This is a genomic window from Pseudomonas sp. QL9 (assembly GCF_041409665.1).
In the GTDB taxonomy this organism is placed as follows: Bacteria; Pseudomonadota; Gammaproteobacteria; order Pseudomonadales; family Pseudomonadaceae; genus Pseudomonas; species Pseudomonas knackmussii.
In genome coordinates this window covers 5,071,498-5,084,641 of sequence record NZ_CP166971.1, presented here as the reverse complement: position 1 = coordinate 5,084,641, position 13,144 = coordinate 5,071,498, and the positions used below count along the sequence as shown (strand labels likewise).

Annotated in this window: 15 protein-coding genes; 7 read left to right on the top strand and 8 right to left on the bottom strand. The window is 67.3% G+C overall.

All coding sequences use genetic code 11. The annotated features are described in order from the left end of the window. Positions 1 to 104 precede the first annotated feature (104 nt). On the bottom strand, positions 105 to 923 hold the full coding sequence (locus ACA097_RS23665; RefSeq protein WP_160287614.1) for a carbon-nitrogen hydrolase family protein: 819 nt from the start codon (positions 921 to 923) through the stop codon (positions 105 to 107). A 148-nt stretch (positions 924 to 1,071) separates the two neighbouring features. Between ACA097_RS23665 and ACA097_RS23660 the strand changes: the two genes are divergently transcribed. The 6 genes from ACA097_RS23660 (at position 1,072) to ACA097_RS23635 (ending at position 7,766) form a co-directional block, all read left to right on the top strand. Continuing rightward, positions 1,072 to 1,857, top strand: a complete 786-nt coding sequence (locus ACA097_RS23660; protein ID WP_160287615.1) for a helix-turn-helix transcriptional regulator — start codon at positions 1,072 to 1,074, stop codon at positions 1,855 to 1,857. A gap of 110 nt (positions 1,858 to 1,967) precedes the next feature. Then, the gene (locus tag ACA097_RS23655; RefSeq protein ID WP_160287616.1) at positions 1,968 to 3,347 is read left to right on the top strand and encodes an L-serine ammonia-lyase; all 1,380 of its coding nucleotides are present in this window, start codon (positions 1,968 to 1,970) and stop codon (positions 3,345 to 3,347) included. A gap of 562 nt (positions 3,348 to 3,909) precedes the next feature. After that, positions 3,910 to 5,520, top strand: a complete 1,611-nt coding sequence (locus ACA097_RS23650) for an FMN-binding glutamate synthase family protein (protein ID WP_160287617.1) — start codon at positions 3,910 to 3,912, stop codon at positions 5,518 to 5,520. Positions 5,521 to 5,608: 88 nt separating this feature from the next. Then, positions 5,609 to 6,193, top strand: a complete 585-nt coding sequence (locus ACA097_RS23645; protein WP_371366386.1) for a DUF4337 domain-containing protein — start codon at positions 5,609 to 5,611, stop codon at positions 6,191 to 6,193. 76 nt (positions 6,194 to 6,269) lie between these two features. Further along, on the top strand, positions 6,270 to 7,106 hold the full coding sequence (locus ACA097_RS23640) for an AraC family transcriptional regulator (protein ID WP_043253338.1): 837 nt from the start codon (positions 6,270 to 6,272) through the stop codon (positions 7,104 to 7,106). 51 nt (positions 7,107 to 7,157) lie between these two features. After that, the gene (locus ACA097_RS23635) at positions 7,158 to 7,766 is read left to right on the top strand and encodes a LysE family translocator (RefSeq protein WP_371366384.1); all 609 of its coding nucleotides are present in this window, start codon (positions 7,158 to 7,160) and stop codon (positions 7,764 to 7,766) included. A gap of 4 nt (positions 7,767 to 7,770) precedes the next feature. On the opposite strand, the gene ACA097_RS23630 is transcribed toward ACA097_RS23635, so the two are convergent. From ACA097_RS23630 to ACA097_RS23600, 7 genes are all read right to left on the bottom strand, one after another. After that, on the bottom strand, positions 7,771 to 8,439 hold the full coding sequence (locus ACA097_RS23630) for a histidine phosphatase family protein (RefSeq protein ID WP_371366382.1): 669 nt from the start codon (positions 8,437 to 8,439) through the stop codon (positions 7,771 to 7,773). Between the two features lie 195 nt (positions 8,440 to 8,634). After that, positions 8,635 to 9,063: a hypothetical protein gene (locus tag ACA097_RS23625; RefSeq protein WP_043253340.1), complete on the bottom strand. Its 429-nt coding sequence runs from the start codon at positions 9,061 to 9,063 to the stop codon at positions 8,635 to 8,637. 121 nt (positions 9,064 to 9,184) lie between these two features. Further along, on the bottom strand, positions 9,185 to 9,562 hold the full coding sequence (locus tag ACA097_RS23620; protein WP_043253341.1) for a nuclear transport factor 2 family protein: 378 nt from the start codon (positions 9,560 to 9,562) through the stop codon (positions 9,185 to 9,187). 97 nt (positions 9,563 to 9,659) lie between these two features. Next, positions 9,660 to 10,754, bottom strand: a complete 1,095-nt coding sequence (gene ddlA / locus ACA097_RS23615; protein ID WP_371366380.1) for a D-alanine--D-alanine ligase — start codon at positions 10,752 to 10,754, stop codon at positions 9,660 to 9,662. Positions 10,755 to 10,895: 141 nt separating this feature from the next. After that, positions 10,896 to 11,720 carry an aldo/keto reductase gene (locus tag ACA097_RS23610; RefSeq protein WP_371366377.1) on the bottom strand — a complete coding sequence of 275 codons (825 nt, stop codon included), beginning with the start codon at positions 11,718 to 11,720 and terminating at the stop codon, positions 10,896 to 10,898. 18 nt (positions 11,721 to 11,738) lie between these two features. Beyond that, positions 11,739 to 12,152 carry a VOC family protein gene (locus tag ACA097_RS23605; protein ID WP_371366375.1) on the bottom strand — a complete coding sequence of 138 codons (414 nt, stop codon included), beginning with the start codon at positions 12,150 to 12,152 and terminating at the stop codon, positions 11,739 to 11,741. Positions 12,153 to 12,194: 42 nt separating this feature from the next. Further along, positions 12,195 to 12,734, bottom strand: coding sequence for a histidine phosphatase family protein (locus ACA097_RS23600; protein ID WP_371366373.1), 540 nt, complete (start codon positions 12,732 to 12,734; stop codon positions 12,195 to 12,197). A 187-nt stretch (positions 12,735 to 12,921) separates the two neighbouring features. On the opposite strand from ACA097_RS23600, the gene ACA097_RS23595 reads away from it, so the two are divergent. Further along, on the top strand, positions 12,922 to 13,137 hold the full coding sequence (locus tag ACA097_RS23595; protein ID WP_043253346.1) for a CbtB-domain containing protein: 216 nt from the start codon (positions 12,922 to 12,924) through the stop codon (positions 13,135 to 13,137). The last annotated feature ends 7 nt before the right edge of the window (positions 13,138 to 13,144 follow it).

The following is a 13,144-nucleotide window of genomic DNA, read 5'->3' as shown; positions in this document are numbered from 1 at the left end:
CGCGTGCAAGAGCAGCCCCCCTCACCCAGGGCGCTGCTGGCGGGGGAAGCTCCCGCCTGTTTCTTTTCGGAAGATCGCTGGCGCGGCCCTGCGCCTTCCGGGGCTCAGCCCGGAATCAGCAGCTCGCGGCGGCCATCGGCGTGCTCGCGCAGCTCGCCCGGCAGGACGAAGCGGCGTTCGGCGAGGTAGCTGTAGTCGCGGCGCGCCTGTTGCAGGCGCTCCAGGTCCAGCTCGACGATCTGCCGGCATTCCTCGCGGCCGGCCTCGCAGATCAGCTGCCCGTACGGGTCGACCACCGCGCTGCCGCCGGCGAAAACCAGGCCGTCGTCGCCTTCGCCGACGCGGTTGACCATCACCGCGTAGGCCTGGTTTTCCATGGCCCGGCCCATGATCGCGGTGCGGTGGGTGGGGCCGTAGGGGTCCATGTTGCCGTTGGTCACCAGGATCAGCTCGGCGCCGAGCTGGCCGAGGGCGCGGGCGGACTCGGGGAATTCGATGTCGAAGCAGATCACGATGCCCACGCGGATGCCGTTCCACAGGCAGGTGGCGTAGCGGTCGCCCGGCGTGAAGATGCCGCGGTCCGACGCCCACAGGTGCGTCTTGCGGTACTTCAGGGCGATACCTTCGGGAGTGATCAGCAGCGTGGTGTTGTAGAAGCGCCCGTCAGCGGCCTCGGCGAAGCCAACGACGACGGAAATGTTCTTCTCTCGTGCGGCGCGCTGCACGGCCTGCACGCTCGGGCCGTCGATGGGCTCGGCGACCGCGGCGATGTTGTCCTCGGTGGGGAAGCCGGTCAGCTGGGTCTCGGGGAACACCACCAGCTGGCTGTCGGCAGCACAGGCGTGGATCGCCTCCAGGGTTCGGGCCAGGTTCCAGGCCACATCGCCATCACGGCCGGCCAGTTGCACGAGTTCGACTTTCATTCGGCTTCCTCGGTTTCTTGTCTTGCAGTGACCGGGCGGGGCAAAAGGCTCAGAATGCGCCGGCCGGTGTCAGGCATGCGGCGAGTATGCGGCTCGCCCGGGCGCCGGAGTAATTACGCCCACGTGGTAACCCAACAGGGGTAGAGGCATGAACCTTTCGCTGCAGGACATCGCCTGGCACCGCTCGGTCGGGCAGCTGATCGAGAGCCTGGACCAGCCCAACTTCTGGCTCGCCCTGGTGCGCCTGCTCGGGGAGTATGTGCCTTTCGACAGCTGGGTGGTCCTGCTCTTCAGCAGCGGCCGGCCGCAGGTGTTCGCCGAATGCCCGGGCGAGGACGGCGGCCCCGACCCGCTGTTCCAGGACTATCTCAAGGGCCTCTACCTGCTCGACCCCTTCTACATCGCCAGCCGCGAAAACCCGCGCAGCGGCCTGCAGCGCCTGGCCGACGTGGCCCCGGAATGCTTCGAGCAGACCGACTACTACCAGCGCTACTTCCGCCTCAACGTGGTCGCCGACGAGGTGCAGTTCAACGTCCAGCTGGATAGCGAGCGCACCCTCTGCCTGTCGCTGGGCAGCAAGGGCCGCTTCAACCCCGAACAGATCGCCCTGCTCGACCTGGTCCGCCCCTGGGTGAGCAGCCTGATGCGCCAGCGCATGGCCTTCGAGCGCGAACTGCTGGAAAGCGCGGTAGCCCCGGCGCCGCGCTGGCAAAGCCGCCTGGAAGAAACCGTCGAACGCCTGGAAACCCCGCTGACCGCCCGCGAACTGGAAGTCGGCCGGCTGATGCTCAGCGGCTGCTCGAGCAAGGAAATCGCCCGCAAGCTGACGATCTCGGCGGAGACCGTGAAGGTCCACCGCAAGCACATGTACAGCAAGCTGGGGATCAAGTCGCAGTCGGAACTGTTCTCGCTGTTCCTGCAGGCGCAGGCCTGATCCGGCGGCGCTCCCCTGCCACCTGTAGGCGCGGATCTCGTCCTCGAAAAATCCCGCAATCGACCACCCGCCCGATCCGGTCCATGCTTGAAGGCAGGAGGTACACCGCCATGACCCTCAGCGTCTTCGACATGTTCAAGCCCGGCGTCGGCCCGTCCAGCTCGCACACCGTGGGGCCCATGCGCGCCACCCGCGAGTTCGTGGAACGCCTGCGTTCGGACCACCTGCTGCACCGCGTAGCGCGGGTCGAGGTGAACCTCTACGGCTCGCTCAGCGCTACCGGCAAGGGCCATGCCACCGACCGCGCCTGCCTGATCGGCCTGCTCGGCATCGACCCGGCGGATGCCGACCCGGCGGCCCTGGCACCGCTGGTCGACGCCATCTTCGCCGAGCACAGCCTGGCGCTGGACGGCGAACACGTCATCGACTTCAGCCCCGGCCGCGACCTGGTATTCCACGACGGCAGCCTGCCCTCGCACCCCAACGGCATGCACCTGCGTGCCCTGGAGCGCCACGGCCACCTGCTCGCCGAACGCACCTGCTACTCGGTGGGCGGCGGCTTCGTGGTCGACGAGGCCGACTTCAACACCGACCGCGCCCTGCCCGACAATCCCATGCCCCATCCCTTCCACAGCGCCGAGGAACTGCTGCGGCTGTGCCACGCCAATGGTTTCCGGCGCATCAGCGACCTGATGTGGGCCAACGAACGGGCGCTGCGCAGCGAAGCCGAAATCCACGCCGGCCTCGCGCACATCTGGGCGGAAATGCAGGCCTGCGTGCAGCGCGGCCTGGAAACCGAAGGCACCCTGCCTGGAGGCCTCAAGGTGCGCCGCCGCGCGCCCATGCTTTACCGCCGGCTCAACGAGGCCGGCAGCGGCAACCTGATCGCCAGCACCCTGGGCGCCATGGACTGGGTCGACCTCTGGGCACTGGCGGTGAACGAGGAAAACGCCGCCGGCGGCCGGGTGGTGACGGCGCCAACCAATGGCGCGGCGGGGATTGTCCCGGCGGTGCTGCACTACTACGCCCACTACCAGCCCGACGCGCCCATGGATGCCATCGAGCGCTACCTGCTTACCGCCGCCGCCATCGGCATCCTGTGCAAGCTCAACGCCTCCATCTCCGGCGCCGAAGTCGGCTGCCAGGGTGAGGTCGGCTCGGCCTGCGCGATGGCCGCCGCCGGGTTGGCAGAGGTTCTCGGCGGCAGCCTGGAACAGGTGGAGAACGCCGCGGAAATCGGCCTGGAACACAACCTCGGGCTGACCTGCGACCCGGTCGCCGGGCTGGTCCAGGTGCCCTGCATCGAACGCAACGCCATGGCCTCGCTGAAGGCGATCAACGCCGCGCAACTGGCCCTGCGCGGCGACGGCCAGCACCTGGTGTCGCTGGACAAGGCCATCGCCACCCTGCGCGACACCGGGCGCGACATGATGGACAAGTACAAGGAAACCTCGAAGGGCGGGCTGGCGGTGAATGTGATCGCGTGCTGAGGCGCGCCGATTTCTCACCCGGTCTTCCCCGCGAATCGCACGGCACGAATGCCAACCCCGTAGGGCGAATAACCCCGAAGGGGTTATCCGCCATTTTCGTGGTGGGCGGCGGCGCATAACCGTGAACGCGGTTATGCGCCCTACGGCAGATCGGCGCAGGGATTTTCGCGGATGAATCCTGACACCGTCCTCCGGTGCCCACGCCGAACGGCCCCTCTCCCTTCAGGAAGAGGCCGAAACGCCGGCGCATCTGGTAAACACCGTTCGCGAGCAAGAACCAGGCTTACCCCTCGCTCCTACGAAAACGACACCGCATTGCCAAAGACGGGCACCTGCATTTTTGCCACAACCGAAACACCCTTTCTCAGCCCCGGCAAATATCGTTAGCTTGCTTTCTTTTTCGCTCACCGCGAGCTACCGTCGACGCCCTTCATCACTAGAAAGACTTCTGAATACCTGCCGGATCCAACCTCGCCCAGGCGCGTTTGCGCGAGGCCTGCCATGCTCTGTCGTGGCCCTTTCGGCTCTCCCCACCGTGATTCGTCCGTCGACTGGAGACTCCATGAACCTGTCGCTGCTCAGCCGCTATGCCTTCTTCGCCGCCTGCGTGCTCTTCACCCTGTTCAGCCTGCCGTTCCTCGGCCATGACTGGGTCTGGCCCTTCACCCTGCTGACCCTCGCCCTCAGCCTGCTCGGCGTCTTCGATCTGCTGCAGGAACCCCACGCGGTGCGCCGCAACTACCCGATCCTCGGCAACATTCGCTACCTGGTCGAGGGCATCCGCCCGGAAATCCGCCAGTACCTGCTCGAAGGCGACAACGACGCCCTGCCCTTCTCCCGCGCGCAACGGGCGCTGGTCTACTCGCGGGCGAAGAACGAGTCCGCCGACAAGCCCTTCGGCACCCTGATCGACGTCTACCAGTCCGGCTTCGAGTTCATCGCCCACTCCATCCGCCCGGCGCCGGTGGCCGACCCCTGCACCTTCCGCGTCGACGTCGGCGGCCCGGAGTGCAAGCAGCCGTACTCGATCTCGATCTTCAACATCTCGGCCATGAGCTTCGGTGCCCTCAGCGCCAACGCCATCCGCGCGCTGAACAAGGGCGCCAAGCTCGGCAACTTCGCCCACGACACCGGCGAAGGCAGCATCAGCCCGTACCACCGCGAGAACGGCGGCGACCTGACCTGGGAGCTGGGCAGCGGCTACTTCGGCTGCCGCAACGACGACGGCACCTTCAGCCCGGAAAAGTTCTCCGCGCAGGCGAAGGACCCGCAGGTGAAGATGATCGAGATCAAGCTCAGCCAAGGCGCCAAGCCCGGCCACGGCGGCATCCTGCCCAAGCACAAGGTCACCCCGGAGATCGCCGCTACCCGTGGCGTGCCGATGGGCCAGGACTGCGTGTCGCCCTCGCGCCACAGCGAGTTCAGCACGCCGAAGGAGCTGCTCGATTTCATCGCCCGCCTGCGTGAGCTGTCCGGTGGCAAGCCGGTGGGCTTCAAGCTGTGCATCGGCCACCCGTGGGAATTCATGGGCATCGCCAAGGCCATGCACGAGACTGGCATCCTCCCCGACTTCATCGTCGTCGACGGCAAGGAAGGCGGCACCGGCGCCGCGCCCCTGGAGTTCACCGACCACATCGGCCTGCCGCTGCGCGAGGGCCTGCTGTTCGTGCACAACACCCTGGTGGGCCTGAACCTGCGCGACAAGATCCGCATCGGCGCCAGCGGCAAGATCGTCAGCGCCTTCGACATCGCCAGCGTGCTGGCCATGGGCGCCGACTGGGCCAACTCGGCGCGTGGCTTCATGTTCGCCATCGGCTGTATCCAGTCGCAGAGTTGCCACACCAACAAGTGCCCGACCGGCGTGGCCACCCAGGACCCGCTGCGCCAGCGCGCGCTGGTGGTGCCGGACAAGGCCGAGCGCGTCTACAACTTCCACCGCAACACCCTCAAGGCGCTGGCCGAGATGGTCGCCGCCGCCGGCATCGAGTGCCCATCGGAACTGGAAGCCAAGCACCTGGTGCGCCGCGTCTCGGCTACCGAGATCCGCCTGTTCTCGCACCTGCATTACTTCCTCAAGCCCGGCGAACTGCTCTCGGGAAATATCGAGGGCGAGTTCTACGAGCGCATCTGGCGCATGGCGCGCAGCGACAGCTTCGCTGCCAACGGGGCTTAAGGAGGCCTTAAGGCGCAGGCCAGAGGCTCTCGCGGCCCAATCGGGCGTTGCCGGATGCAACGCCCGCCTGTTCCGGAGCCTCCTGCGCATGTCCACCGAATACGAAGTCCACGGCCCCCACGACCACGCCGTCGAACACTCCCTGCATCACCCCAAGCGCGACCGCCTGACCGGCAGCATGGCAGTCGCCACCGCGATACTCGCCACCCTCGGCGCGGTCTTCGCCTACCAGAGCGGCTCCACCGAGAGCCTGGCGCTCTACTACAAGAACGCCGAGGCAGTAGCCAAGACCGAGGCGGCCAACCAGTGGGGCTACTACCAGGCCAAGGGCGAGAAGCAGAACCTCGCCGAGTTGGGCGCGACCCTGTCCGCTGGCGACGCGCAGAAAGTCGAGCACTTCGAGCAAGAGAGGCAGAAGTACGCGCTGCAGAAACAGCAGATCCGCGCCCAGGCCGAACAGCAGGAGCGCGAGGTGGCGCACAACGAGGCGCTCAGCGAGCAAGCCCTGCACCAGCACCACCGCTGGGCCCAGGGCATGCTGCTGGTCCAGGTGGCGATCTCCCTGGCCGCCATCTGCCTGCTGACCCGCCGTCGCTGGGTGCAGCTGGCGACCTACGCCGTGGCCGCCGCCGGCACGCTGGTGGGCGCGACCGCCCTGCTGCACCTGGGCTAGCCGGCCTGCACAAATCTTCCAGACAGGCGCGCGCCGCGGAGTATCCTGACCTGCTCGCGGATTGCGGAGGCGCGCCATGCCCGGCGACAACTGGATCGACCTGCTGCAGGATGCCGACACCGGCATCGAGACGCTGCGCGCGCACTTCAAGGGCCACGCCTACGATCCGCACTGGCACGACAGCTACCTGATCGGCTTCACCGAAACCGGCGTGCAGCAGTTCCGCTGCCGCCAGCAGCGCAACGTCAGCACGCCGGGCAAGGTGTTCTTCCTCGAGCCCGGCGACATCCACGACGGCGACGCGCCCACCGAGGGCGGCTTCACCTATCGCATGCTCTACATTGACCCGCAGTGGCTGGATCGCGAACTGGGCGCGCTCTTCGAGGACGTGCCCAGCGGCTTCCAGCTGAGCGTGCCGCAGATCCTCTTCGACGACTCGCGGTTGGCCGCCGGCATCGACGCCGCCTTCCAGGCCGTGCACGGGCGCGACCTGCGCATCGTCCGCCAGGCCGCCCTCGACGAGCTGCTCGGCGGGCTGACCCGCCGCCTGCAATGGCGCAAGCGCATCGACGACAACCCGCGACTGCCGATGGTGGCGTTGCGCGCGCGGGACTACCTTCACGCCAACCTGATGCGCGACATCGACCTCGACGACCTGGCGCGCGCCGCCGGCTGCGACCGCTTCCGCCTCAGCCGCGCCTTCAAGGAGGCCTTCGGCCTGCCGCCGCATGCCTACCTGATCCAGCTGCGCCTGGCCCGCGCGCGCCAGTTGCTCGGCCGCGGACTGGCGCCGGCGCAGGTCGCCGCCGACCTCGGTTTCGCCGATCAGAGTCACCTCGGCCGCTGGTTCCGCCGCGCCTACGGGGTCACCCCGGCGTACTACCGCACGCGCTGCTCAAAGCTTCCAGACTGAGCGTACGCCGCCGGCGAGGATGCAGGCTCCCCTCGCATCCGGAGCCTTTCCATGATCCCCGCCCTGCAGCAGTGGCTGCCCTTCCTGCTCTTCGCCTTCGTCGCCGCCATCACACCCGGGCCGACCAACCTGCTGATCTTCAGCAACAGCGCACGGCATGGCTGGCGTGCAGCGCTGCCGATCATCCTGGGCGGCTGTGTCGGCGCAGCGCTTATGGTGTTGCTGGTGGGATGTGGGGTAGGCGAACTGCTCGTTCGGCTACCGCAAGTGCAGGGCGTCATGGCCGCCGCCGGCGTGCTCTGGCTGACCTGGCTGGCCTGGCAGATCTGGAACAGCCCGCTACAGGGCCTGGAAGGCGGCGAGCCCACGCGGCGCATGGGCCTGTTCGATGCGCTCAGCCTGCAAGTGGTGAATCCGAAGAACTGGACGGTGGGGTTGGCGGTGATCGGCGTCTATGCCGGGCACGGCGACGATCGCCTGCTGCGGGTACAGCTGATGGCGCTGCTGTTCTTCCTGGTGGGTGTGCCCTGCCTGCTGGCATGGGCCGGGCTGGGCGCCGGCAGCGCGCGCCTGCTGCGTTCGCCGCACGCGCTGCAACGGATGAACCGTGGACTCGCCCTGATCTTGCTGGTGTCCGCCTGGGCCGGGGTGCTGGCCTGAGAGCTTAGCGCTGGCTCAGTTGCTGGGTCTTGGACCAATCATCGGGATCGATCTTCCCGACCACCTGCAGCCCACCCTTGCCATCGCTGGCCAGTACCAGCGAGGAGGCGTAGTCCGGGGTGTCGATGTCGTGGTGATCGAGCGCCTGGACCAACTGCTCCATGCACTCGCTGTGGGTCACCAGGATCAGGTTGCGATGGCTGGCCTTGTGCGCCAGCACGTTGTCGAGCAGCTTGCCCTTGCAGTCGGCTGCCCACCACTGGTCCGGCTTGACGTTGCCGAACATCAGGTCGGCGGTCTGGGTGGTGCGGGTCAGCGGGCTGGCGTAGATGTCGGCGTTGTCCAGGCCGAAGAAGGTGCGGTAGTCACGGCCGACGGTGCTGGCCATCTCGCCGCCACGCACGGTGATGCCGTCCTTCGCGCCCATGCAGGGAGCACTGGAGCGGTCGCAACGCTCTGCATGTCGCACCAGCACCACGACATCGCCGTGGCTCCACTGCGCCGCCAGGTCCGCCGGGCCGAGCTGCTTCAGGTCGCGCTCGCCGGAGAAACTCGCCGCGCCGCCCAGGCCGAGCGCGAGCAGGCCGAGCCCGCCCAGCAAGGCAGCCAGGAACGGCCGGGATTTGAACAGGGGGAGTCGCTTGTCACGTCCAGCGTTGGGAGACGACTTCACTTCGCAACTGGCCTCGCGGGCGATGATTCGGAAGGCGCGACCGGCGGCATACCGGATGCTGGGCGCCATCCTGCGCAGGCGAAGGTGAAAACGGCGCGACGGAGATGTGATGAAATTGTGATGACGAGTAACTGGAGGGGGTAGCCGACGGCCGGTCATCCCCCCGGCGCACGGGGCGCCGGGGTGGTTCGGGGCTTAGTCGCTGATGCCCTGGATGTCGTTGAAGGTGGACAACAGGGTATTGAGGGCGTCGAGGCTGCGGTCCTTGTCCGGGGTCTTGGCGTGCAGTTCCTTGACCACCTGTTCGACCGCCGCGTTGGCCGCTTTCCAGTCCTCCGGACTCTTGCGCTTGAGCTGCGGCGCGGCTGCATGCCACTTGCCCTGCATCTCGTCGACCTTGGCGCGCGCCGTGGCGAAATCGCCCGTGCCCACGGCATCCAGCGATTCCTCTGCCAGCTTGCCGTAGTCGGAGAGATCGCCCAGCGGGCCCTGCTGGTCGCCTTCGTCCATGCCGCTGGGCGGCGTCGACTCATCGCCCCATGCCAGATTGTGCGTGACCGGGACTGCACCCAACAGCAACGCCAGCAGCGCTGCCGCGAAAACCGTACGCGAAGAAGAACTCATCGTTTCACTCCCGAGCGTGACCATTGCCAGATCAGGAGTGTAGAGGTCGATTTGTCAAAATTGCACGGAATAAGCGTGCAGCCGGCGTTGCGACGGCTGCGGCGAAAGGCATCGAGACGACTCAGGAATGCAGGTAATAGAGCTTGTTGACGATCACCCAGCCGGCGTCGGTGCGCAGCAGCGAGAGGTAGTCGGTGAAGCGCATGTCCAGGTAGTCGTCGAGCACCTTGACCGCGGCGCTGTCGCCGGTGACGTCCAGGGCTTGGATCTCCCAGGTTGCCTGGCTGCCCTCCTCGGCCGCGCCACCGGCGAGCACTGCCGCAACGAAGTCCTCGAAGCCCAGCCACTCCAGGTCGCCCTGGTAATGGCCGATGACCTTGCAGTCCGGATGGAACGCCCGGCGCAGGCGCTTCTCGTCGGCGAACACCATGCCTTCGACGTAGTCCCGCACCACTTCCCGAATGGCCGCCGCCGCGGCCTGCCCTGAATTGTCGGCCATGATCCCGCTCCCTGATCCGGCCCACCCAGGGCCGGGCATCAGGCAAAACTAGCAGGCTGGCACCCGGGCAAGGCCCGGACCGACGTGCGGCGCCGGTTCAGCGGTTGGTTTGTAGCGCGCGGCGCGCGGTGTGGCGTTCGATGGCCAGGTCGATCAGGCGGCTGACCAGTTCGCTGTAGCTCATGCCGGCGGCCTGCCAGAGCTTGGGATACATGCTGATGCGGGTGAAGCCCGGCAGCGAGTTGAGCTCGTTGATCAGCACCTCGCCATCCTCGGTAAGGAACACGTCGACCCGCGCCAGCCCCGAGCACTCCAGCACCTGGAAGGCTTGCACGGCGAGCCGGCGGATGCGCTCGCTGGCCTCGGCGCTGATGTCCGCCGGGACCACCACGCGCGCGGCGTCTTCGTCGATGTACTTGCTGTCGTAGGAGTAGAACCCGCTGCTCACCACGATCTCACCGCAGCCGCTGGCAACCGGCTCTTCGTTGCCAAGCACTGCGCACTCGATCTCACGGCCCTTCACCGCCGCCTCCACCAGCACCTTGTCGTCGTAGGCCAGGGCCAGCTTCACGGCAGCGTCGTAGGCGGCCTCGTCCTCGACCTTGCTGACACCCACCGAGGAACCGAGGTTGGCCGGTTTGACGAACAGCGGCAGGCCGAGCTGGCGTTGTGCCTCGGCGAAAGGCGTGCGGGCGGCAGTGCGGCGGGTCAGGGTGATGAAGGGGGTGATCGCGATGCCGGCGTCGCGCAGCAGGCGCTTGCTGACATCCTTGTCCATGCAGATCGCCGAGCCCAGCACATCGGAGCCAACGAAAGGCAGGTCGGCCATGCGCAGCAGGCCTTGCAGGCAGCCGTCCTCGCCGAGGGTGCCGTGGACGATGGGGAAGATCACATCGACGTGGTCGAGCAGCTGGCGGCTGCCGGTTTCAACGAGCTGGTGCTCAGCCTTGCCGGGCACCACGGCCAGCTCGCGGTTGGAACGGTTGATCGCGATCAGCGCCGGGTTTTCCTGGTTCAGCAGGTAGTCGGAGGCGTCGTTCAGGTGCCAGCGGCCCTCCTTGTCGATGCCGATAAGGACCGGCTCGAAGCGCGAGCGATCCAGCGCATCGACGATGTTCTTCGCCGATTGCAGCGACACCTCGTGCTCCGCGGAACGCCCACCGAAAATCACCCCGACACGCAACTTCGCCATGACAACCTCCATCGATCAGAGGGCGCTTCTTACCATGGCACGGCGCTTTTTTGTAGGAGCGGACCTTGTCCGCGATGGGCGGGCATGGCCCGCTCCTGAGGGTCGCCGGGGTGCGTCGATTTTCGCGGATGAGATCCGCTCCTACACGACTGCCAGATGCGCCTTGCGCTTGGGCGGTGGGAAGGCAGCATCGAGCCTGGCCAGGTCGTCGGCGTCCAGGCGCAGTTCGAGCGCGGCGGCGTTGTCGCGCACATGGGCCGGATCGACGGCCTTGGGAATGGCGATCACCCCGCCCTTCTGCACCAGCCAGGCCAGGGCCACCCGCGCCGGGGTCGCGGCGTGGCGCTCGGCGACTTCGCGCAGCGTGGCATCGTGCAACAGGCCGCCGCCCTGCCCGACCGGGCAGTAGGCCATCAACGGCATGCGCTGTGCCTGGCACCAGGGCAGCAGGTCCCATTCGACGCCGCGCTCTTCCAGGCTGTATTGCACCTGGTTGGTGGCGCAGGCCGTGGTGCCCAGCTCGTGCATGTCGTCGAGGTCGAAATTGGACACGCCCCAACGGCGGATCTTGCCGGCCTCGCGCAGGCGCTCGAAGGCCTCGACGGTTTCCTCCAGCGGGTACTGGCCGCGCCAGTGCAGCAGGTAGAGGTCCAGGCAGTCGGTACCCAGGCGCTTAAGGCTGCGCTCGCAGGCCGCCGGAACACCCCTGTGGCTGGCGTTGTGCGGATAGACCTTGCTGACCAGGAACACCTGGTCGCGACAATCGCGAATGGCCTCGCCGACCACCTCTTCGGAGCCGCCTTCGCCGTACATCTCGGCGGCGTCGATCAGCGTCATGCCCCGCTCGATGCCCTCGCGCAGGGCCGCCACTTCGCGCTTGCGCGCCGCCCTGTCCTCGCCCATGCGCCAGGTGCCCTGGCCGATGGCCGGAACCTTCGCGCCATCGGCGAACTGCACGTCGTTCATGCCTTGCTCCTTACTCGTTCAATGCCAAGGGTCGTAGGTGCCGAAGCTCCACACATGCCCCTCGGGGTCGCGGCAGGTGAAGCCCTGGCCGCCGTAATCTTCGTCGCGAATGTCGATCACCATGCTCGCCCCGGCCTCGAGCGCGCGGCGATACATGGCCTCGGCATCGGCTACCACCAGGTACAGGCTCTGGGTGCAGCCGCCAACCTCGGCCGGGGTGTGCATCAGTCGGCCGTACTCGTTGTCCACCGCCGAACCGAGCATCAGCATGCCGCTGCCGTCCGGCAGGCACAGCTGCGCGTGGGCGATGCCGCCCTCGCCGTCATCCACCACCAGTTGGCGACGGAAGCCGAAGGTGTTGCAGAGCCAGTCTATGGCGGCTGGCGCGTCGCGGTAGCGCAGGCAGGGGATCAGGCTCGGGCGGTGGGACATGGCTCTCTCCAGGGCAGGCGCAAATGCTCACAGAGCATAGCCCTACAGGCGCACGCGCCAGCGGCCGTTGAAGGTCAGGCGCAGCACCGCCAGCGGTTCGACGTCGATGGTGTTGAAGCCTTGCGCGCCGGCCCCGATCACGTGCAGCAAGGCTGCTCGCAGGACCGCAGGATGGGTGACCACGACGCTGTGCCCTTCCTCGCAAAAGCCGTCGAGCCAGGCGCCGACCCGGGCGCACAGCTGGGCCTGCGACTCGCCGCCGTGGGCCGTGCTGTCGGGGTTGCTCAGCCAGTCTGCCAGCGCGTCCGCCGGCAACTCGTCCAGGCCGTGCCCGCGCCAGGCGCCGTAGTCGCAATCGCGAAGCTCATCGAGCACCTGCGCCTCGCCGTGCCAGGCCGCGGCCGTCTGCCGGGTACGCAGCTCCGGCGCGCAGAGCACCCGTCGCGGGGCCCTCAGCTCGCCAACGCGCATCGCCAACGCGGCTTCGTGATCGTGCTCCAGCGCCTCGTCGTCACGGGCGAAGCGACTTTCGCGCTGCGCCCGGGTACGGCCATGGCAAACCAGGCTCATGCGGATCGGCATTGAAATTCACTCCCATTCGGCGACGTCGAGGTTTACACTCCCCGGCGCTCTCGCAGCACATTGCAGCGGAAGGAAGCCGGTTGGAACCCGGCACGGTCGCGCCACTGTATTCGGTCCCTGGACTGAGAGTCAGACCCTTCCCCGCATCCACATCCACTTTCAGGACGCGCAATCCTAGGAGGTTTTCATGGCTCATTCAGCCACCCACGCCGATTCCGGCGTTTCCATTCCCGTCATCCCGCTGGGCGAACTGCTGCCCTGGGCCGTTTTCGGCGGCCTGCTGCTGGTGCTGGCGCTGTACTTCGTCGGCGCCGAACAAGGCGCCACCTCGATGTTCAAGGGTATGTACGTCCACGAGTTCGTGCACGACGGCCGCCACCTGCTGGGCTTCCCCTGCCACTGACCGGGGA

Coding starts and splice junctions, on each gene's coding strand:
- ACA097_RS23665 (WP_160287614.1), bottom strand. CDS start 923: ATGAAAGTCGAACTCGTGCAACTGGCCGGCCGTGATGGCGATGTGGCC.
- ACA097_RS23660 (WP_160287615.1), top strand. CDS start 1,072: ATGAACCTTTCGCTGCAGGACATCGCCTGGCACCGCTCGGTCGGGCAG.
- ACA097_RS23655 (WP_160287616.1), top strand. CDS start 1,968: ATGACCCTCAGCGTCTTCGACATGTTCAAGCCCGGCGTCGGCCCGTCC.
- ACA097_RS23650 (WP_160287617.1), top strand. CDS start 3,910: ATGAACCTGTCGCTGCTCAGCCGCTATGCCTTCTTCGCCGCCTGCGTG.
- ACA097_RS23645 (WP_371366386.1), top strand. CDS start 5,609: ATGTCCACCGAATACGAAGTCCACGGCCCCCACGACCACGCCGTCGAA.
- ACA097_RS23640 (WP_043253338.1), top strand. CDS start 6,270: ATGCCCGGCGACAACTGGATCGACCTGCTGCAGGATGCCGACACCGGC.
- ACA097_RS23635 (WP_371366384.1), top strand. CDS start 7,158: ATGATCCCCGCCCTGCAGCAGTGGCTGCCCTTCCTGCTCTTCGCCTTC.
- ACA097_RS23625 (WP_043253340.1), bottom strand. CDS start 9,063: ATGAGTTCTTCTTCGCGTACGGTTTTCGCGGCAGCGCTGCTGGCGTTG.
- ACA097_RS23620 (WP_043253341.1), bottom strand. CDS start 9,562: ATGGCCGACAATTCAGGGCAGGCCGCGGCGGCGGCCATTCGGGAAGTG.
- ddlA (WP_371366380.1), bottom strand. CDS start 10,754: ATGGCGAAGTTGCGTGTCGGGGTGATTTTCGGTGGGCGTTCCGCGGAG.
- ACA097_RS23610 (WP_371366377.1), bottom strand. CDS start 11,720: ATGAACGACGTGCAGTTCGCCGATGGCGCGAAGGTTCCGGCCATCGGC.
- ACA097_RS23605 (WP_371366375.1), bottom strand. CDS start 12,152: ATGTCCCACCGCCCGAGCCTGATCCCCTGCCTGCGCTACCGCGACGCG.
- ACA097_RS23600 (WP_371366373.1), bottom strand. CDS start 12,734: ATGCCGATCCGCATGAGCCTGGTTTGCCATGGCCGTACCCGGGCGCAG.
- ACA097_RS23595 (WP_043253346.1), top strand. CDS start 12,922: ATGGCTCATTCAGCCACCCACGCCGATTCCGGCGTTTCCATTCCCGTC.